At 66.5% G+C, this 18,739-nt stretch carries 17 protein-coding genes and 1 tRNA gene; 10 read left to right on the top strand and 8 right to left on the bottom strand.

The window, feature by feature from the left end:
• Positions 1-145: 145 nt before the first annotated feature.
• Entirely contained in the window at positions 146-2,458 is a 2,313-nt protein-coding gene (locus KBI52_RS29335; protein ID WP_210812547.1) for a caspase family protein, read from the top strand.
• A 63-nt stretch (positions 2,459-2,521) separates the two neighbouring features.
• On the opposite strand, the gene KBI52_RS29330 is transcribed toward KBI52_RS29335, so the two are convergent.
• The 3 genes from KBI52_RS29330 to moaA all read right to left on the bottom strand — a co-directional run bounded on the left by KBI52_RS29330 (position 2,522) and on the right by moaA (position 5,523).
• Positions 2,522-3,502 (bottom strand): NAD(P)-dependent oxidoreductase, encoded by a 981-nt coding sequence (locus tag KBI52_RS29330; RefSeq protein ID WP_262265447.1) that lies wholly within the window; start codon positions 3,500-3,502, stop codon positions 2,522-2,524.
• A 163-nt stretch (positions 3,503-3,665) separates the two neighbouring features.
• Complete coding sequence (locus KBI52_RS29325) at positions 3,666-4,472, bottom strand: transporter substrate-binding domain-containing protein (RefSeq protein WP_173945503.1); 807 nt, start codon at positions 4,470-4,472, stop codon at positions 3,666-3,668.
• Positions 4,473-4,482: 10 nt separating this feature from the next.
• Positions 4,483-5,523, bottom strand: a complete 1,041-nt coding sequence (gene moaA, locus KBI52_RS29320) for a GTP 3',8-cyclase MoaA (protein ID WP_210812562.1) — start codon at positions 5,521-5,523, stop codon at positions 4,483-4,485.
• 207 nt (positions 5,524-5,730) lie between these two features.
• On the opposite strand from moaA, the gene KBI52_RS29315 reads away from it, so the two are divergent.
• Positions 5,731-6,099 carry a gamma-butyrobetaine hydroxylase-like domain-containing protein gene (locus KBI52_RS29315; RefSeq protein WP_173949213.1) on the top strand — a complete coding sequence of 123 codons (369 nt, stop codon included), beginning with the start codon at positions 5,731-5,733 and terminating at the stop codon, positions 6,097-6,099.
• A gap of 128 nt (positions 6,100-6,227) precedes the next feature.
• Here KBI52_RS29315 and KBI52_RS29310 read toward each other — a convergent pair whose 3' ends face one another.
• On the bottom strand, positions 6,228-6,812 hold the full coding sequence (locus tag KBI52_RS29310; RefSeq protein ID WP_210812545.1) for a L,D-transpeptidase: 585 nt from the start codon (positions 6,810-6,812) through the stop codon (positions 6,228-6,230).
• Positions 6,813-7,059: 247 nt separating this feature from the next.
• Between KBI52_RS29310 and KBI52_RS29305 the strand changes: the two genes are divergently transcribed.
• Positions 7,060-7,134: transfer RNA gene (locus KBI52_RS29305), tRNA-Val, on the top strand.
• Between the two features lie 67 nt (positions 7,135-7,201).
• On the opposite strand, the gene KBI52_RS29300 is transcribed toward KBI52_RS29305, so the two are convergent.
• Positions 7,202-7,903: an HAD family hydrolase gene (locus KBI52_RS29300; protein ID WP_173949215.1), complete on the bottom strand. Its 702-nt coding sequence runs from the start codon at positions 7,901-7,903 to the stop codon at positions 7,202-7,204.
• A 91-nt stretch (positions 7,904-7,994) separates the two neighbouring features.
• On the opposite strand from KBI52_RS29300, the gene KBI52_RS29295 reads away from it, so the two are divergent.
• From KBI52_RS29295 to KBI52_RS29285, 3 genes are all read left to right on the top strand, one after another.
• Positions 7,995-8,450: a hypothetical protein gene (locus KBI52_RS29295; protein WP_173949216.1), complete on the top strand. Its 456-nt coding sequence runs from the start codon at positions 7,995-7,997 to the stop codon at positions 8,448-8,450.
• Positions 8,451-8,606: 156 nt separating this feature from the next.
• The gene (gene rpiA, locus KBI52_RS29290) at positions 8,607-9,302 is read left to right on the top strand and encodes a ribose-5-phosphate isomerase RpiA (RefSeq protein WP_173949217.1); all 696 of its coding nucleotides are present in this window, start codon (positions 8,607-8,609) and stop codon (positions 9,300-9,302) included.
• Positions 9,303-9,332: 30 nt separating this feature from the next.
• Positions 9,333-9,833, top strand: a complete 501-nt coding sequence (locus tag KBI52_RS29285; protein WP_173949218.1) for a DUF2059 domain-containing protein — start codon at positions 9,333-9,335, stop codon at positions 9,831-9,833.
• A 71-nt stretch (positions 9,834-9,904) separates the two neighbouring features.
• Here KBI52_RS29285 and KBI52_RS29280 read toward each other — a convergent pair whose 3' ends face one another.
• The 3 genes from KBI52_RS29280 to KBI52_RS29270 form a co-directional block, all read right to left on the bottom strand.
• The gene (locus KBI52_RS29280; RefSeq protein WP_173949219.1) at positions 9,905-11,404 is read right to left on the bottom strand and encodes a tripartite tricarboxylate transporter permease; all 1,500 of its coding nucleotides are present in this window, start codon (positions 11,402-11,404) and stop codon (positions 9,905-9,907) included.
• Positions 11,405-11,414: 10 nt separating this feature from the next.
• Positions 11,415-11,888: a tripartite tricarboxylate transporter TctB family protein gene (locus tag KBI52_RS29275; protein ID WP_173949220.1), complete on the bottom strand. Its 474-nt coding sequence runs from the start codon at positions 11,886-11,888 to the stop codon at positions 11,415-11,417.
• Positions 11,889-11,956: 68 nt separating this feature from the next.
• The gene (locus tag KBI52_RS29270; RefSeq protein ID WP_173949221.1) at positions 11,957-12,928 is read right to left on the bottom strand and encodes a tripartite tricarboxylate transporter substrate binding protein; all 972 of its coding nucleotides are present in this window, start codon (positions 12,926-12,928) and stop codon (positions 11,957-11,959) included.
• Between the two features lie 229 nt (positions 12,929-13,157).
• Between KBI52_RS29270 and gor the strand changes: the two genes are divergently transcribed.
• The 4 genes from gor (at position 13,158) to KBI52_RS29250 (ending at position 18,722) form a co-directional block, all read left to right on the top strand.
• Positions 13,158-14,543, top strand: coding sequence for a glutathione-disulfide reductase (gor, locus tag KBI52_RS29265; RefSeq protein WP_173949222.1), 1,386 nt, complete (start codon positions 13,158-13,160; stop codon positions 14,541-14,543).
• Positions 14,544-14,577: 34 nt separating this feature from the next.
• Entirely contained in the window at positions 14,578-14,805 is a 228-nt protein-coding gene (locus KBI52_RS29260; RefSeq protein WP_173949223.1) for a hypothetical protein, read from the top strand.
• 297 nt (positions 14,806-15,102) lie between these two features.
• Positions 15,103-16,488, top strand: coding sequence for a class II 3-deoxy-7-phosphoheptulonate synthase (locus tag KBI52_RS29255; protein ID WP_173949224.1), 1,386 nt, complete (start codon positions 15,103-15,105; stop codon positions 16,486-16,488).
• A gap of 500 nt (positions 16,489-16,988) precedes the next feature.
• Complete coding sequence (locus KBI52_RS29250) at positions 16,989-18,722, top strand: NAD+ synthase (protein ID WP_173949225.1); 1,734 nt, start codon at positions 16,989-16,991, stop codon at positions 18,720-18,722.
• Positions 18,723-18,739 lie beyond the last annotated feature (17 nt).

The raw sequence follows: 18,739 nt of genomic DNA, 5'->3' as shown, positions 1-18,739 counted from the left end.
GACCGCCGGGACTGGCCCGGCCTCAATGGACAGGATAGCGTTTCGAAACCGATTCTGCCGTTCCGCTTTGTTCACGGGCCATTCAACCGATCTGACCTTATCTGTTCGCAAAGGCCCGCGCGGCGGGTGAAAGGGTGAATGAACCGTGTCTCGTCTGAAACGTGCTATCGTTATTGTCGGTTTGACCCTGGCGGCCTTGGGCGGGCCGGCATCGGCGGCGTTCGCGCAGGATCGCCTTGCCCTGGTGATCGGGCAGGGCGCCTATCCCGGGCGCACGCTCGCGACCGCGATCAATGACGCCGGGCTTGTCGCCCAGACCCTCACCAGCGCGGGATTCGAGGTGATCCAGGGGCGCGATCTCGGCGCCAACGACCTGCGCAGCCTCGTTCGCGACTTCCTCGACAAGGCCCAGGATCTGGAGCCCGGTTCCACCGTAGTGGTGTATCTTGCCGGCCACGGGGTCCAGCTCGAAGGCGAGAACTATCTCGTCCCCGTCGATGCCCGCATCGAGCGCGACGTGGACGTGCCGATCGAGGGCTTTCGCCTGTCCGATCTCGTCCGCTCCCTCGAGCGCAGCCCTGCTCAGGCGCGGATCGTCGTGGCCGACATGGCGCGGGATTACCCGCTCGCCGCCGCGGGCGAACCGATCGCCAGGGGCCTCGCCCTGATGGAGCCGCCCGCCGGCTTCCTGATGGCCTATTCCTCAGCCCCGAACATCACCGCCGTCGACGGCCAGGGACCCTACGGGCCATATGCGACCGCGCTGGCCGAGATGATCCGCCAGCCGGGCATGCCGCTCGACGAGGTTTTCGCCCGCACGCGGCTTCGCACGCACGAGGCGACGAACGGCGTGCAGATCCCCTGGCATTCGGCCAATCTCGGGCAGGCCTCCTTCGTGTTCTTCGAGCAGGCGGAAGCCGCGGCGCCGCCCCTGGTGCGCGAGGTGCGCCGGATCGAGGAGGTGCCCGCCGAGGAGGCCTATGCCATCGCGGTCGAGCGCGACACGATCCAGGATTACCAGGCGTTTCTTCGCCGCTACCCGGATCATCGTCTGGCCCGCCGCGTGACCGCGCTTCTGGCCGCCCGCCGCGAAGCCCTCGTGTGGCGCCGGACCCTGGCGAGCAACACGCGTGAGGCATACTGGACCTATCTGCGCCGCTATCCGAACGGCCCGCACGCGCCGGACAGCCGCCGCCGGCTCGCGCGCCTGTCCGCACCCTACGCTCCGCCGGCTGCGTTCGAGGAGGTGGTCTATGACGATCTGCCTCCACCCTTGCCCGAGGTGGAGCGGGTCGAGGTGGTCGAGGTCGTGACCATCATCCGCGACGTGCCGCCGCCCCGGGTGCCCGTCTATCTCCTGCCGCCGCCCGACGAGGACGAGGATTTCGTCACCATCATCCGCGAGCCCCCGCCGCCGCCGGTGATGGCCGGAATCCTGCCGATCCCGATGGCGATCCCGGTGCCCGTGCGGGCCCGCCCGCCGCGGTCCTTCTACCAGCCGATCGCGCCGGTGACTCCGCGGGGGCCTGTCGCCATTCCCGTGGCAGTTCCGCCGGTTCTCGGTGCCCTCATGGGCGCCGAGGGTGGCCCCCGCCCGCGTCGCGGCCTGCGTCCCGAGCAGCCGGTCGTCCCGCGCCAGCCCGGGCTCGCCGCACCGATCCAGCCGATCCCGGTTTCGGTGGATCGCAGGGGACCGCGCGAGGACAGGGGTGCCCGCCCCGGAGAGGCGCCACGCGCCGGTCCGGTCCGTCTTCCCACGCGTCCGATCCCGCTCGCGGATGTTCCGCGGGAGCGGCTGCGTCCGGAGCGGTTCGACGCGGGCGAGCCGCCGCGCCCGGACGGGCCGCGCGGCGTGCGTCCCGCCGCGCGCGACCCCGAGCCCCGCCGTCTCCGCCCCGAGGCGCCCGTTCGCGATGCGGCCCGGCCCGGCGACCCGCGGACCGACAGGGGCGAGATCCTGCCGCGCCAGCCTCGTCCCGAGCGGCCGCGGCCCGAGGGTGAGCGGGAACGGCCGGGATGGGGTGACCTCGACCGCCCGGCACCGCGCATCAGGCCCGAGCAGGGCGCTCCCGCGGCCGTTCGTCCGGCCGACGGGTTCCCGCCTCCGGAGGAGCGCCATTACCGCGGAACCGACCGCCCTCGTCAGCCTGTCGAGCGCGAGCGGCCTGCCGCGATGGAGAGACCGGACCGCGAGCGTCCTTCGCGGCGCATAGCACCCCAGTTCGAGCGCCCGGACGCGCCGACGGTTCAGCCGAGGCCGGTCCCGCGGATGGAAGTGCCGCGGGAGGAGCGGGCCTTCCGCGAGATGCAGCGCCCACCGGCCCAGCCGCGTCCGGGCCGCGGCGATGACCAGCCCGCTCGGATCCGGCCCACCCCCGGGCCGTCGGGCGGGCGCCCGAGCGGAAACGGCTCGGAATGGTGCCGACCTGGGTATCCTTGCGCCGAACGACTCCGCTGAAACGAAAAGCGCCGGAACCGCGAGGCTCCGGCGCTTCTGTTTCAGCTTCCTGAAGGCAAAGGTTTACTTGCCGAGCCGGGCGATCAGGCTCGACGTGTCCCAGCGCTTCCCGCCCATCTTCTGTACGTCGGCGTAAAACTGGTCGACGAGGGCCGTGACCGGAAGGCTCGCGCCGTTCTTGCGGGCTTCCCCCAGAACGATCGACAGGTCCTTGCGCATCCAGTCGACGGCGAACCCGAAATCGAACTTGCCCTGGTTCATGGTCTTGCCGCGGTTCTCCATCTGCCAGGAGCCGGCCGCGCCCTTGGAGATCACCTCGAGGACCGCCTCGATGTCGAGGCCAGCCTTCTGGCCGAAATGGATGCCTTCTGCCAGCCCCTGCACGAGGCCCGCGATGCAGATCTGGTTGATCATCTTGGTGAGCTGGCCGGCGCCCGCTTCGCCCAGGAGGCGGGATGCGCGGGCAAAGCTCATGATCACCGGCTCGGCCTTCGCGTAGACGTCTGCGTCGCCCCCGCACATGACCGTGAGGACGCCGTTTTCCGCCCCGGCCTGACCGCCCGAGACAGGCGCGTCGATGAAGGAGAAGCCCTTCTCCTTGGCGGCGGCATGGAGTTCGCGGGCGACCTCCGCCGAGGCCGTGGTGTGATCGATGAAGACGGTGCCCTGGCCCATGCCGTGGAAGGCGCCATCGGGGCCGAGCGTCACCTCGCGCAGGTCGTCGTCGTTGCCCACGCAGGCGAACACGATCTCCTGTCCCTCGGCGGCCTCGCGCGGCGTCCTGGCGGCGCGCCCGCCGTTCTCGGACACCCATTGCTCGGCCTTCGCCGCCGTCCGGTTGTAGACCGTCACCTCATGGCCCTTGGCCTTGAGGTGCCGCGCCATGGGATACCCCATCACGCCAAGTCCGAGGAATGCGACCTTCGCCATCGTGTGCTCCCTGAATGCTTCGCCGGTTCTAGCGCATCGCGCGCAAAAGTGGACCCGGTTTTTCCACGATCCTCGGTGCGGACAGCAACGGGGAGGCCGGTGCCGCCCTCGCACGTCATCACCGGGCTTGTCCTGGTGATCCCGATCGGATGAGCGTGGCGCTTCAAACAATCGGGATGGCCGGCACAAGGCCGGCCATGACGTGAGAGGGTGTCAGTGAGGCCGCAGGATGGCCGGCACGGGGCCGGCCATGACGGAGGAGACGGATCCCGCGCCGCTACTTGATGTCGAAGGAAAAATACTTGGCGCTGATCCGGTCGTAGGTTCCGTCCGCCTTCACCTGCGCGATGGCCCGGTTGAACTGGTCGCGCAGGGATTCGTCCTCCTTGCGCAGGCCGATGCCGTAGGCCTCGCGCTTGTAGGCGGGCTCCGCGGGCGCGTCCCCGATGATGTGGCAGCAGGCGCCCTCGCGGCTCTCCAGGAATTTCGAGAGGAGCAGTTCGTCCGCGAAGACGGCGTCGATGCGGCCGACGAGGAGGTCGAGATTGGCCTCTTCCGCCTTGGCGAAGAGCACGATCTCGGAATCTTTGTAGAAGGTCCTGAGATAGGTTTCGTGATCGGTGCGCTCGATGGTGCCGATCCTCTTGCCCGCCATGGCGGCCGGCGTGACCTCGCCGGGAGCCGTCTCCTTGGAGCCGATGAACACCGCCGGGATGCGGTAGTACGGATCGGAGAAGGCGATCCGCTTCTGCCGCCGCTCGGTGATCTCGAGCGACGACATGACCGCATCGTATTCGTGGGTTACGAGACCCTTGATGATGCCGTCCCAGGCATGGGGCACCAGCTCGCACGTGGCGTTCATGGCGTCGCAGAGGCTCTTGAGAAGATCGACCTCGAAGCCCTGCAGCTCGTTGTTGGCATCGATGAAGTTGAAGGGCGGATAGGCGCCCTCGACGGCCACGCGGATCACGGGCTTCTGTGCCGGGGCAGCGTCCTGCGCCAGACAGGCCTGCCCCCCGATCGCGACGAGCAGGCCGGCGAGAACCGCCAGTCGCCGCCCGAACATCCCGATTCTCTGACTCATGGAAACGCGCTCAGCCCCCTGTCACGCTCATGTGGCGGGAGAGGGCCGGGCGGGCGTGGCGCCGGTCGATGATGAAATCGTGCCCCTTCGGCTTGCGGGCGATGGCCTCGACGATGGCCCGATCGAGCAGCTCGTTGCTCTCGGAGGCGCGAACCGGCGCCCGCAGGTCGGCCGCGTCCTCCTGGCCGAGGCACATGAAGAGCTGGCCCGTGCAGGTCAGGCGCACCCGGTTGCAGCTCTCGCAGAAATTGTGGGTCAGCGGCGTGATGAAGCCGAGCCGTCCGCCCGTCTCCTTCACCCGCACATAGCGCGCCGGTCCGCCGGTGCGGTCGGCGAGATCCTCCAGCTCGTAGCGCGCGGCGAGGCGCGCGCGCACCTGGGAGAGGGGCAGGAACTGGTCGATGCGCTGCCCGTCGATCTCGCCCAGCGGCATCACCTCGATCAGGGTCAGGTCCATGCCGCGCCCGTGGGCCCATGCGAGCAGGGATTCGATCTCGTCCTCGTTCACGCCCTTGAGCGCGACGGTGTTGATCTTCACCTTCAGGCCGGCGTTCTGCGCGGCATCGAGCCCCTGGAGCACCTTGGTGAGGTCGCCCCAGCGGGTGATGGCGCGAAACTTGTCGGTGTCGAGGGTGTCGATCGACACGTTGACCCGCTTGACCCCGCAGGCGGCGAGGTCCCTCGCATGGCGGACGAGCTGCGAGCCGTTGGTGGTGACCGTGAGTTCGTCGAGCGCGCCCGAGTCCAGATGGCGCGACAGGGATCCGAACAGGGTCATGATGTCCCGCCGCACCAGGGGCTCGCCTCCGGTGATCCGCAGCTTGCGCACGCCCCTGTCGACGAAGGCCGAGCAGATCCGGTCGAGCTCTTCCAGGGTCAGCAGGTCGCGCTTGGGCAGGAAGGCCATGTCCTCGGACATGCAATAGACGCAGCGGAAATCGCAACGATCCGTCACTGAGACGCGCAGATAGGTGATCGCCCGGGCAAACGGGTCCAGAAGGGACCGGCCGGTCTTGCTGGAAGTCTCGGGATGAGCCGGGAAGGCCCCCATGGCGGAGAAATCCTCGTTCGCGCGAACGCTTGCCTTCGATTTGACGATCAAGCACTTAGCACATCGTGCGGAAAAGGGGATTCTCATTTCCGCGAAGATAGTGGGCTCATCGAAGATGGGGGCATCGGGTGGATCCCGACAAGGGCATACCCGGTTCTCGCGTCCGCGAGCCCGGCGTGAGACCGAAAATCAGGAAAGGGACGGGCCATGACATCCGAGCGCTGGCCGACGGAACTCCGCCTCGCCAAGGACAGGCGCAGCCTGCGGGTCGCTTTCGACGACGGCACAGCCTTCGACCTGCCGGCAGAGTATCTGCGGGTGACGAGCCCCTCGGCCGAGGTCCAGGGGCACAGCCCGGCAGAACGCAAGACGGTGCCGGGCAAAAGGGAGGTCGCCATTCTGGCCGTGGAGCCTGTCGGCAACTACGCCGTCAAGCTCGTGTTCGACGACATGCACGATACAGGGATCTACGGCTGGGACTTCCTCTACCGGCTCGGGGCCGAGCGGGGGGAGAAATGGCAGGCCTATCTCGACGAGCTCGCCGCCAAAGGATTGTCGCGGGATCGCGTAAGGTGACAAGAAAGGCGGATCTCTCCGGACCGTCATCACCGGGATTGTCCCGGTGATCTCGATTGCTCGAAACGGCGCGCTCGTCCGCTCGAGATGACCGGCACGAGGCCGGCCATGACGGGAACGGTGATACCTCAGCGCTGGACGACGACCCGGGCGCCCACCTTGGCGCGGTTGTAGAGATCCGTCACATCCTCGTTGGTCATGCGGATGCAGCCCGAGGAGACGGCCTCGCCGATGGTCTCCGGCTCGTTCGAGCCGTGAATGCGGTAGATCGTGCTGCCGATATACATGGCGCGGGCGCCGAGCGGATTGTCCGGGCCGCCCTTCATGTAACGGGGCAGATCGGGACGCCGCTTGAGCATGGCCGCCGGCGGACGCCAATCCGGCCATTCGCGCTTCATGGTGATCGAGTGGGTGCCGGCCCATGTGAAGCCCGGACGGCCGACGCCGATGCCGTAGCGCAGGGCCTGGCCGTTGCCGAGGACGAAGTACAGGCGACGTTCGCTCGTGGAGACCACGATCGTGCCGGGAGCATAGCGTCCGTCGAAGGACACGACCTCGCGGGGAACCGGCGAGGCCTGCGCCTTCAGGGCCTCCTCGGTGCTGTAGAGGGGCTGGCGGGTCAGAGGATCGAATGCTGTAAATGCCGCAGCCGGCGTCGCAAGGGCGACGAAGGCGCCGACGAGCCCGGACAGAGCAGCGCGAGTGCGTCCCATTTTTGCCTCGGATAAAACACGGTTGATGGCAGGTCCTGCATGTCGATAACGCAACAGCCCCGCTTCGGATCCAAGCTTTATCAAGGTTTTGCTATAAAATCCTAGTGCCGAGATGCCCCAATCCAGCCACATCGTAAGCGGCAGGTTAAAGTCACGGTGCCACAATTCATGGATCGAAATACTTCGCCGGCAGCGTGCTTCTTTGGCTTGACGCAGGGGGTTGTGCGCCTTTAGAAGGCCCTTGTCAGGGCGCGTAGCTCAGCGGGAGAGCATTCGCTTCACACGCGAAGGGTCACAGGTTCAATCCCTGTCGCGCCCACCATTCCTTCCTGACAAGCCAAGCTTCACATTGTCGTGTGCGACGGGTCGCACGCGATCCATGCGGCGCATCACGCGGCCATGGGTCTCAGAACGGCTCGCACGGCGGCGAACAGGCCGTCGAAATGGTCGATGACGAGGTCGGGTCCCAACTCGCGAACCGGCACGTCGGTATAGCCGAAGGGGACCGCCACCACCGGGATGCCCGCGTTCTTGGCCGTCACGATGTCGGTCCGCGAATCGCCGACCATCACGGCCCTGCCCGGGTCTCCCCCGGCCCGCTCGATGGTGAGCGTCAGGTGGCGCGGATCGGGCTTGAAGTAGGGAAAGGTGTCGCGGCCGCAATTGGCCGCGAAGCGGTGGCCGATGCCGAGCGCGTCGAGCAGTTTGACCGAATGCTCCTCGACCTTGTTGGTGCACACTGCCAGGATGAAGCCGGCCTCCTCCAGCCGATCCAGGGCCGCTTCCACGCCAGGATACAGTTTGGTGCGGACGCAGATGTTCTGCCCGTAATGGACCATGAACTGGCGGAACAGCTCATCGAGCCGGGAGGGCGCCAGCTCCTTGCCGGCAGCCTCGAAGCCGCGCTCGATCAGGGCTCGGGCGCCTGCGCCGATCATGTCGCGCGCCTGCGCCACGGGCAGGGCGGCGAGTCCCTCCCGTTCGAGGATCACGTTCAGGGTCCCGACGAGGTCGCCGGCCGTGTCTGCCAGGGTTCCATCGAGATCGAAGACCGCGATGGGCGAGACGATGTGCGGGGTATCAATGGCCATGAAGGTCGGCTACCTGCTGGAGGCAAGGGAATCAAGCCTTGGGATGATATGGTGCCTATGGTTGATTCGTTCTTACCGGATGGAGTGTTGAATGCGGTTCCTTGGTTCCGCGGCGTTGATTTTGGCTGTCCTGGCGCCGGGAGGTCTTGTCGGCCCCGCCCTGGCGGCCTCCTATGATTTCGTGCCTGCACCTCAGACTGACCTGAACAGGATTTATAGGATCGATCGGATCACCGGCGAGGTGAGCTCCTGTCAATATGGGCTGCAGGAAGGCACCGTCGGGGTCACCCTCTGCTATAGCGCCGGCGAGGGCGCTGGAGCCCAGGCCCCCGGTGAATACGGTCTGGTCGCCTCCCGGCACGAGCGGGAAGGGGGCGTTTTCCGGGTCAATTACCGGACCGGCCAGATGAGCATCTGCTACGTTTTCGACGAGCGGGTGGTCTGCACGCCTCAGATGACGCCATCGCCGGCCGCCTCGACGGCAGCGCCGACGGGGGCCACCCCGAGCGTCGGACCGGGCACCGGGGCCTCGCCGCAGCGTCCATGAGGTTCTCCATGAGGTTCATGGACGCTTTGGAGGCTCTGGCGGGGGCTCCGCGGTCGGCTCAAGATGAAACGTTCTTTCTTCCTGCCGTCCTGACATGCTAGAGGCGAGCGAAAGGCCAACTGCAAGCCAGGGCGGACGCAATCTCAGAGGATTTCAGTGAGCGACAATCTCAAGCGCGCTGCGGCCGAGAGGGCTGCCGAGCTCGTCACCGACGGCATGAGGCTGGGCCTCGGCACCGGTTCGACGGCCGCCCATTTCGTCGCGGCCATCGGCGAGCGGGTCCGGGGCGGCCTCAAGGTGGTGGGCGTTCCCACCTCCGAGGCGACCCGTGACCAGGCGCAGCGCGAAGGCATTCCCCTGTCGACACTCGACGAGACCCCGGATCTCGATCTGACGGTCGATGGAGCCGACGAGCTCGACGACGATCTGCGGCTCATCAAGGGCGGCGGCGGCGCGCTCCTGCGCGAGAAGATCGTCGCGTCCGCGAGCCAGCGGATGATCGTCATCGCCGACGGGTCGAAGCACGTCACCAAGCTCGGTCGATTTCCCCTGCCCATCGAAGTCGTGCCCTTCGGCCTTACGGCCACCGAGCGGGCCATCGTCCGGCTTTTGGACAGCCTCGGCATGAGCGGTGAGCTGCAACTGCGGCACGCGCCCGACGGGGCCGCCTATGTGACGGATGGGGGTCACTTCATTCTCGATGCGCATCTCGGGCGCATCGACAAGCCGAACGTGCTCGCCTCGACGCTGAACAACATTCCCGGCGTCGTGGAGCACGGTCTTTTCCTGGGCCTTGCCACCGGGGCGATCCTCGCAACGGGCGACAGGCTCGTCGAACTCGGTCAGCTCTGACCCTAAGCCATGACGATTGGAGCCACTTCTATGATCCGCACCGCCTCCCGCCTGGCCGCGACCTCCGTCGCGCTGTTCCTGCTCGCCAGCCCGGCTTTCGCCCAGGCCCAGCCGAGCGCGAGCCACCTCGCCGTCGCCCGCGAGGTCGCCATGAGCTCGGGCATGACCCGCTCGTTCGACGCCATGTCCGAGCCGTTTCTCGTGCAGCTGCAGCAGATGAACGTCACCCGCCCCGAGATCAAGCAGGATCTGGAGCAGGTCGTGGCCATCATCCGGCCGGAGCTCGAGCAGCAGAAGCAGAAAATGCTCGACAACGCCGCGCGGGCCTTCGCGCTGCGCCTGTCCGAGTCCGAGCTGAAGGACATCGCGGCCTTCTACAAGTCGCCGGCCGGGGCCAAATACGTGCAGGTCCAGCCGGGCGTCCTCGACGACATCGTGCGGGATCTCGCGGCCTGGACGCAGCAGACCTCCCAGTTCATCATGACCCGCGCCCGCGAGGAAATGGGCAAGCGCGGCCACCAGCTGAACTGAGCTAGGCTGCACCCCGACATGAAAAAGGCCCGGGAAACCGGGCCTTTGTTTTTGAAGCGGTGCCTTCGAGGTCAGTCCTCGACCGCCTTGAAGCGTCCCAGGCCTTTCAAGAAGAAGGGCAGGACCAGGGCGATCACCGCGATGCCGAGCAGGGTCGCGGAGATCGGGCTCTGCAGCAGCACCATCGGGTCGCCCAGGCTGATCGAGAGGGCCCGGCGCAGCTGGCTCTCGGCGATCGGTCCCAGGATCAGCCCGACCACCACCGGGGCGATGGGGAAGTCGAACCGCCGCATCAGGAAGCCGAGCACCCCGAACACGGTCAGCATGATCAGCTCGACCGGGGATGGGTTGGCCGCGATGGTGCCCATCGTGGCGAAGACCAGGATGCCCGCATAGAGCCAGGGCTGCGGGATGGCGAGGAGCTTCACCCAAAGGCCGACCAGCGGCAGGTTCAGCACCAGCAGCATGGCGTTGGCGATGAACAGGCTGGCAATCAGGCCCCACACGAGGGCAGGCTGCTCGGCGAAGAGCAGGGGGCCGGGATTGAGGCCGTATTGCTGGAAGCCCGCGAGCATCATGGCGGCCGTGGCCGAGGTGGGAAGGCCGAGCGTCAGCAGGGGCACGAGGGTGCCGGCGGCGGACGCATTGTTGGCGGCCTCCGGGCCGGCGACGCCCTCGATGGCGCCCTTTCCGAAATCCTCCGGGTGCTTGGTGAGGCGCTTCTCGGTCGCGTAGGACAGGAAGGTCGGGATCTCCGCCCCGCCCGCCGGAAGGGCCCCGATCGGGAAGCCGAACATGGTGCCGCGCAGCCAAGGCTTCCAGGACCGCTTCCAGTCTTCCTTGGTCATCCAGAGCGAGCCGCGGACGGGCTCGAGCTTCTCCTCATGGATGTGGCGGCGTGACGCCACGTAGAGGGCCTCGCCGACAGCGAAGAGGCCGACCGCCAGGGTCGTCACCTCGATGTTGTCGTAGAGCTCCGGAATGCCGAAGCTGAGGCGGGACTGGCCGGACAGGATGTCGATGCCCACCAGCCCGAGCAGCAGGCCGATGAACAGGCTGGTGAGGCCGCGGACCGGGGAATCGCCGAACGTGGCCGAGACGGTCACGAAGGCCACGCACATGAGAGCGAAGTAATCCTCCGGCCCGAAGCTCACGGCGATCTCGACGAGATAGGGGGCGAGCAGCGTCAGGCCCAGGGTGGCGATCGTGCCGGCCACGAAGGACCCGATGGCCGAGGTCGCCAGCGCCGGGCCGCCGCGGCCGGCCTTGGCCATCAGGTTGCCTTCAAGCGCCGTTGCCATGGAGGCGCTTTCGCCCGGCGTGTTGATCAGGATCGCGGTGGTCGAGCCGCCGTACATGCCGCCGTAATAGATGCCGGCGAACATGATGATCGAGCCCGCAGGATCGAGCTTGAAGGTGATCGGCAGGAGCAGCGCCACGGTGAGCGCCGGGCCGATACCGGGCAGAACGCCGACGGCGGTGCCGAGAAGGACGCCGATGAGGGCGAACAGCAGGTTCATCGGCTGAATGGCGACGGCAAGACCGCTCGCGAGGGACGTGAAGGCTTCCATGGGCAGGGCCTCAGAACAGACGCTCGAGCGGCCCTGCCGGGAGGGACAGGGTCAGGAGCTTGCCGAACAGCAGATAGACGAAGACGGCGATCACGGCGCCGATCAGGAGATCGGTCAGGAACGCCCGGCGGCCGAAGGCGGCCGAGGTGGTGGCGAACAGGATGGCCGTGCCGATCATGAAGCCACCGCCGATCGCGATCAGGACGATCAGGGCTGCAAGACCGCCGAGGATCAGGATGATGGGCTTCCAGTCGAGGCTGTCACGGGGCGGGAGATTGCCCTGCAGGGCTCCGATGCCGTTGCCGATCGCGAGCAGCGTCAGGCCGATCGAGACGACGACCGGCATGACCTTCGGGCCGAGATCGTAGGGGGACAGGATCTGGAGCTTGGTCATGTCCCACCAGACAAGACCGGCCAGGCCGAGAAGAAGAAGCGCGATGACGAGGCCTGCCACGTCGACGCGCCGCTGGGGTGATGTGCTCATAGGTTATCCCAAAAAAGAAGCGCCGCGCTCCGAGAACGCGGCGCTTCCAACGGGCTTTATCTTGAAATTTAAGACTTCACCAGCCCCACGGCGGTGAGCACTTCTTTCGTGCGGGTCTGCTCGTCGGCAAGGATCTTGGTGAAGGCGTCGCCGGATACGTAGGAATCCTCCCAGCCCTTGGCCTTCAGGATTTCCTGCCACTCCTTGGACTTGGCCATCTTGTCCATGGCCTCGGTCAGGGCCTTCTTCTGGTCGGCCGAGATGCCGGGAGGGGCCACGACCGCGCGCCAGTTGGCGATCTCGAGATCGACGCCCTGCGCCTTGATCGACGGCAGGTCGGCGGTGGCCTTGTCGGCCGGGGTGGTGAGGCCGATGAGGCGAAGCTTGCCGGCCTTCACCTGGCTCTCGAACTCGCCGTAACCCGAAATACCCGCCGTCACCTTGCCGCCAAGGATGGCCGCCAGGGCCTCGCCGCCGCCGGAGAACGGGATGTAGTTGATCTTGGTGGGATCGGCGCCCGCCGCCTTGGCGAAGAGAGCCGCCGCGATATGGTCGACGCCGCCCGCGGAGCCGCCGGCCCAGGTCACCTTGGCCGGATCGGCCTTGATGGCGTCGGCGAGTTCCTTGGCGCTCTTGATCGGCGAGTTCGCCGGAACGACGATCGCCTCGTATTCCGCGGTCAGGCGGGCGATGGGGGTCGTCTGGTCGAGGGTGATCGGCGACTTGTTGGTGAGGAGGGCGCCCACCATCACGTAGCCCATCACCATGAGCTGGTTGCCGTCACCCTTGGAGTTGTTGACGAGCTGGGCGATGCCGATGGAGCCGCCGGCGCCCGGAACGTTGGCGACCTGCACGCTCTTGGCGATGCCCGACTGGGTCAGGGCCTGCTGCATGGAGCGAGCCGTCTGGTCCCAACCGCCGCCGGGAGCCGCCGGAGCCATGATCTTGAGCTCCATCTGAGCTGCCGCCGTTGTCACGAACCCTGCCACGGCCGCCGCAGCGAGAGCGCCGCGCCAAAGACCTTTACGAAACTGGCTCATCGATTTCCTCCGTTGACGCCGACATCCGGTCGGCTTGTCCGCGGCAGACCCTAATGAGGGAACAGCAGGGCGGCAAGCGGCTTGCACCTTTATCCTTACCGTACCTTCGCGTAAGAGCTGCGCTATTCAGGTGAGCAGCCATGTCTCCGAAGCAGGGCTGGCGGAGGACTTCGGCGAGAACCGTCCTTATATGAATGATCGAGTTGCAGAATTGAGCGGAGACCGCCCCATGTCCTCTTTCGACGTTGACCTCTTCGTGATCGGAGGCGGATCCGGCGGTGTTCGTGCCGCCCGCATCGCGGCGGGCTATGGCGCGAAGGTCATGCTGGCGGAGGAATACCGGGTCGGCGGCACCTGCGTCATCCGCGGCTGCGTGCCGAAGAAGCTGATGGTCTATGCCAGCCGCTTCGCCGACGACTTCCACGATGCGGAAGGCTTCGGCTGGAGCGTCGGCGAGACGCGCTTCGACTGGGCGACCCTGATCCGCAACAAGGACCGGGAGATCGACCGGCTCGAGGGCATCTACCGGGCGAACCTGGAGAAGGCGGGCGTCGAGGTCATCGACAGCCGCGCCGTGATCGAAGACGCCCATACGGTCCACGTGCTTAAGACCGGTGCCCGCATCCGCGCCCGCTACATCCTGGTGGCGGTGGGCGCCCATCCGACCCTGGAGCCCGTGATTCCGGGCGGCGAGCTCGGCATCACGTCCAACGAGGTTTTCCATCTGGACACCCTGCCGAAGCGCATCCTCGTGGTCGGCGGCGGCTATATCGCGGTCGAGTTCGCGGGCGTCTTCGCCGGGCTCGGCAGCGAGGTCACCCTGCTGCACCGGGGCGACAAGCTCCTGCGCGGCTTCGACGAGGATGTCCGCGATGCCCTCGGTGAGGCCTACGCCCAGCGGGGAATCGACCTGGCTCTCGGCACGACCCTCACGCGGCTGGAGAAGACGGCGGACGGGATCGCCGCGACCCTGTCCGACGGCTCGGTGCGGATGGTCGACCAGGTTCTCGTGGCCACCGGGCGGCGGCCCAACACCAAAGGGCTCGGCCTCGAGAAGGCCGGCATCACCGTCGACGAGGTCGGGGCCATCCCGGTCGACGGCTATTCCCAGACCCTCGCGCCCTCGATCTATGCGGTGGGGGACGTGACCAACCGGGCGAACCTCACGCCCATCGCCATCCGCGAGGGACACGCCTTCGCCGATACGGTGTTCGGGGCAAAGCCCACCATCGTCGACCACGACCTCATCCCCACGGCGGTCTTCTCGACCCCGGAGATCGGCGTCATTGGCTGCGGCGAGGCGGCGGCCCGGGCGATCTACGGCGAGATCGACGTCTACAAGACGGCCTTCCGGCCCATGAAGGCCACCCTGTCAGGCGGCAAGGACCGGGTCTTCATGAAGCTCATCGTCGACAAGGCCAGCGACAAGGTGGTGGGCGTCCATATCATGGGGCATGATGCGGGCGAGATGATCCAGCTCGCTGGCATCGCCGTCACCATGGGGGCGACCAAGGCCGATTTCGACCGCACCGTGGCGGTTCACCCAACGGCATCCGAGGAACTGGTCACCATGCGCACGCCCGTGGTGGTCAAGAAGCCGGTGGCGGTGGGATAAAGACGCCCGAGCGCTCTGTCAGAAGGGGAGAGGGGTGAGCCTGATCCATAACGAGCAGACGAAGCTGACGGCGACGGCGCTCAACAACGTCGCCGTCGCGTTCGTGATCGCCGGGTTCGTGGGACCGATGGTGGCCGTCGGGTACGGGTCGGACGCCATGCCGAGGGATGCCATCGCCATCGTGGTCAGCATCATTTGGCTTTTCGTAGGCTTTATCCTACATTCCATAGCGAAGTTGATCTTGAGAGACCTGAAGCCATGACCCTCCTGGAAGCCTATGTCTATTTCGGCATCCCGGTCATCGCCGTCGCGATGGGGTTCGGCGCCCTTTGGATGTCCCGGCGCGAGAGCCGCCAGCGCCACGCCCGCTGAGGAGCGCCATTCTTCCATATCGAAGGATTTGCGGCTCGATTCGAGGCGCCGCGGCATCCGGTCCTCTGGAGCGGGTCTGTGAACTAGCGCACTCGCCTTTTTGAATATGTCGTGTATAGGTGCCGTTTCGTGCCGCTTGTTGCGGTGAACGACGAGAATTTTGAGAAAGGACACGGGGGTAAGTGTCATGACCGAGCGGTGGACGCCCGACAGCTGGAGAAACAAGCCGATCCAGCAGGTGCCGGCCTATCCGGACCTTGAGGCGCTTGAGAGCGTCGAGCAGCAGCTCGCCGGCTTTCCCCCGCTAGTGTTTGCGGGCGAGGCCCGCAAGCTGAAGCGGACCCTGGGCAAGGTTGCCAAGGGCGAGGCCTTCCTGCTCCAGGGCGGCGACTGCGCCGAGAGCTTCGCCGAGCATTCGGCCGACAACATCCGCGACTTCTTCCGCCTGTTCCTCCAGATGGCCGTGGTGCTGACCTATGCGGGCGGCTCCCCGGTCGTGAAGGTCGGACGCGCGGCCGGCCAGTTCGCCAAGCCGCGCTCGGCCCCGACGGAGACCATCGACGGCGTCGAGCTTCCGAGCTATCGGGGCGACATCATCAGCGACATCGCGTTCACGCCGGAGGCGCGCACGCCCGATCCGCGCCGCCAGCTCATGGCCTACCGCCAGTCTGCCGCGACGCTGAACCTGATCCGCGCTTTTGCCACCGGCGGCTACGCCAATCTCGAGAACGCCCACCGTTGGATGCTCGGCTTCGTGAAGGATTCCCCGCAATCCTCGCGCTACAGTGAGCTCGCCGAGCGCATCACCGAGAGCCTGAACTTCATGCGGGCCATCGGGGTCGATCCGGAAACCCATCCCGAGATGCGCTCGACGGATTTCTACACCAGCCACGAGGCCCTTCTGCTCGGCTACGAGGAGGCCATGACCCGGGTCGATTCCACGACCGGCGACTGGTACGCCACCTCCGGCCACATGCTCTGGATCGGCGACCGCACCCGCCAGCTCGACCATGCCCATGTGGAATACATGCGCGGCATCAAGAACCCGATCGGGCTCAAGTGCGGCCCGTCGCTCACGGCCGACGGTCTGCTCAAGCTCATCGAAGCCCTCAATCCAGAGGACGAGGCCGGGCGCCTCACCCTGATCTGCCGCTTCGGCGCCGACAAGGTCGCCGATCACCTGCCGGGCCTGATCCGGGCGGTGCAGAAGGAGGGCCGCACGGTGGTGTGGTCCTGCGATCCGATGCACGGCAATACGATCAAGGCGGCCTCGGGCTACAAGACCCGTCCGTTCGAGCGTGTCATGGGCGAGGTGAGGGACTTCTTCGCCATCCATCAGGCGGAGGGCACCCATGCGGGCGGCATCCACCTGGAGATGACCGGCAAGAACGTCACGGAATGCACGGGCGGGGCGCGCGCGCTCACCGATGCGGACCTGCGCGACCGTTACCACACCTATTGCGACCCGCGCCTCAACGCCGAGCAGGCGCTGGAAATCGCGTTCCTGACCTCGGAGCTCATCAAGCGCGAGCGCCAGTCAAGGGAACGACCGAGCGCCCTCGCGGCGGAATGAGCGACTGGTCGATTTAAGAAAAAGGGGCGCTTGGGGCGCCCCTTTTTCTTTACGCATACGCAACTCTACTCGTGATTGGGCTTAACTCAGCCAGCCCATGAAGAAGAGGATAAGAATGATCGGCAGAGGGATGCCGATAAGCCAGAGCAGGCCGCCTTTCAACATGTCAGTCTCCCAGTGTTTCGTGTGGAAATAACGAACTGGACTGTTGCGGGTTCCACCAAAAGCTTGAGCTTTGCAGGGAATGTGAAATCGAGAGATTCGAGTTTGCGCGGGACCCATGCCGCGCACTTGGATCAGCCTTGCTCCACGCGCGTTTAAGAGTTCACGGGAAAGCTTTACGCTTGGATTGCTGCCCACCCGGCAGCGCGCTAGATCCCAGCGCATCCTGCGGAAAAGTGGTCCCGGTTTTCCGCGCAGAATGATGCGTCCAGCAAGAAAGGGAGCATCGGATGGCTCTCAAAAGTGGCTTCCACGTTTGAGTCCGACGCTCAGGAATCATGGCTCAGAACACGCTCAAGATCGCCCTCGCCCAACTCAACCCCATCGTCGGCGACGTCGCCGGCAACGAGGAGAAGGCGCGCCAGGCCCGCGCCGAGGCGGCCCGTCTCGGGGCCGACCTCGTGATGTTCACGGAGCAGTTCCTCGCCGCCTATCCGGCCGAGGACCTGGTGCTCAAGCCGGCCTTTCAGGATACCTGCCGGGCGGCCCTGGAACGCTTGGCGCGGGAGACGGCCGACGGCGGTCCGGGCATGCTGATCGGGCTGCCCTGGCGCGAGGGGGACGCCCTCTACAACGCGTATGCGCTGCTCGACAACGGCGCGATCACCGTCCGCTACAAAGTGGATCTGCCGAACTACGACGTGTTCGACGAGAAGCGCAATTTTGATCCCGGCCCCCTGCCGGGACCGGTGAACTTCCGCGGCATCCGGATCGGCGTTCCGATCTGCGAGGACATCTGGAGCGGCGACGTGGTCGAGTGCCTGGCCGAGACCGGAGCCGAACTGCTCCTGGTGCCGAACGGCTCGCCCTATCATCGCGGCAAGACGGACGAGCGCTTCAGCATCGCCAGCGCCCGGGTGACGGAAAGCGGCCTGCCGCTCGTCTATCTCAACCAGGTCGGCGGCCAGGACGAGCTCGTCTTCGACGGCGCCTCCTTCATCCTCAACGCGGATTGCTCGCTCGCCGGCCAGCTGCCGGCCTTCGAGGAAGCCATCGTCCTGACCGTCTGGGAGAAGGGCGAGGAGGGCTGGGCCTGCCGCGAGGCGCCCGTCGAGACGGTCGAGGAGGGCCGGGAGGCCGATTACGCCGCCTGCGTCCTGGGACTGCGCGACTACGTGGAGAAGAACCGCTTCCCTGGGGTGGTGCTGGGTCTCTCGGGCGGCATCGATTCCGCCATTTGCGCCGCCATGGCGGTGGATGCGCTCGGGCCCGATCGAGTTCATTGCGTGATGCTGCCCTATCGCTACACCTCGGGTGAATCGCTCAAGGACGCGGAGGACTGCGCCAAGGCGCTGGGCGTCCGCTACGACATCCTGCCGATTGCCGAGCCCGTCGAGGGCTTCGAGGCTGCCCTGCAGCCTCTCTTCGCCGGCCGGGAGCGGGACATCACCGAGGAAAACCTCCAGAGCCGCGCCCGCGGCACGATCCTGATGGCGATCTCCAACAAGTTCGGCGCCATGGTGGTGACCACGGGCAACAAGTCGGAGATGTCGGTGGGCTACGCCACGATCTACGGCGACATGAACGGCGGCTTCAACCCGATCAAGGACCTCTACAAGATGGAGGTCTACCGCATCTCGGCCCTGCGCAACCGCTGGAAGCCGGACGGCGCCCTCGGGCCGGACGGCATCGTCATCCCCGAGAACATCCTGTCGAAGGCGCCGACCGCCGAACTGCGCGAGAACCAGAAGGACCAGGATTCGCTGCCGCCCTACGAGGATCTCGACGAGATCCTCCGCGGCCTGGTGGAGGAGGAGCTTCGCGTCTCCGACATCGTGGCCAAGGGCTACGACCTGGAGGTCGTCAAGAAAGTCGAGCGGCTGCTCTATATCGCCGAATACAAGCGCCGCCAGGCGGCGCCCGGCGTGAAGGTGACGCGCAAGAATTTCGGCCGCGACCGCCGCTATCCGATCGTCAATCGCTTCCGCGACCAGGGGCTCGTCGCCCACCGGAAGGACGAGGCCCTGGAGCGCGCCATGGGCAAGCCGCGGGTCGGCCCACAGGACGTTTAGGGTTCTCGAAATCCGCC

It is taken from the genome of Microvirga sp. HBU67558 (genome assembly GCF_018069605.1).
Taxonomy (GTDB): Bacteria; Pseudomonadota; Alphaproteobacteria; order Rhizobiales; family Beijerinckiaceae; genus Microvirga; species Microvirga terrae.
Note: the sequence above shows the minus strand (reverse complement) of the source record. Positions and strands in the feature narration are given on the sequence as shown.

Excerpts from the sequence above, each read along its gene's own strand:
- KBI52_RS29270 (WP_173949221.1), bottom strand. The coding sequence starts at position 12,928 with ATGAGCCAGTTTCGTAAAGGTCTTTGGCGCGGCGCTCTCGCTGCGGCG.
- KBI52_RS29325 (WP_173945503.1), bottom strand. The coding sequence starts at position 4,472 with ATGAGTCAGAGAATCGGGATGTTCGGGCGGCGACTGGCGGTTCTCGCC.
- KBI52_RS29250 (WP_173949225.1), top strand. The coding sequence starts at position 16,989 with ATGGCTCAGAACACGCTCAAGATCGCCCTCGCCCAACTCAACCCCATC.
- KBI52_RS29295 (WP_173949216.1), top strand. The coding sequence starts at position 7,995 with ATGCGGTTCCTTGGTTCCGCGGCGTTGATTTTGGCTGTCCTGGCGCCG.
- KBI52_RS29285 (WP_173949218.1), top strand. The coding sequence starts at position 9,333 with ATGATCCGCACCGCCTCCCGCCTGGCCGCGACCTCCGTCGCGCTGTTC.
- KBI52_RS29300 (WP_173949215.1), bottom strand. The coding sequence starts at position 7,903 with ATGGCCATTGATACCCCGCACATCGTCTCGCCCATCGCGGTCTTCGAT.
- moaA (WP_210812562.1), bottom strand. The coding sequence starts at position 5,523 with ATGGGGGCCTTCCCGGCTCATCCCGAGACTTCCAGCAAGACCGGCCGG.
- gor (WP_173949222.1), top strand. The coding sequence starts at position 13,158 with ATGTCCTCTTTCGACGTTGACCTCTTCGTGATCGGAGGCGGATCCGGC.
- KBI52_RS29275 (WP_173949220.1), bottom strand. The coding sequence starts at position 11,888 with ATGAGCACATCACCCCAGCGGCGCGTCGACGTGGCAGGCCTCGTCATC.
- KBI52_RS29310 (WP_210812545.1), bottom strand. The coding sequence starts at position 6,812 with ATGGGACGCACTCGCGCTGCTCTGTCCGGGCTCGTCGGCGCCTTCGTC.
- KBI52_RS29255 (WP_173949224.1), top strand. The coding sequence starts at position 15,103 with ATGACCGAGCGGTGGACGCCCGACAGCTGGAGAAACAAGCCGATCCAG.
- KBI52_RS29315 (WP_173949213.1), top strand. The coding sequence starts at position 5,731 with ATGACATCCGAGCGCTGGCCGACGGAACTCCGCCTCGCCAAGGACAGG.
- KBI52_RS29280 (WP_173949219.1), bottom strand. The coding sequence starts at position 11,404 with ATGGAAGCCTTCACGTCCCTCGCGAGCGGTCTTGCCGTCGCCATTCAG.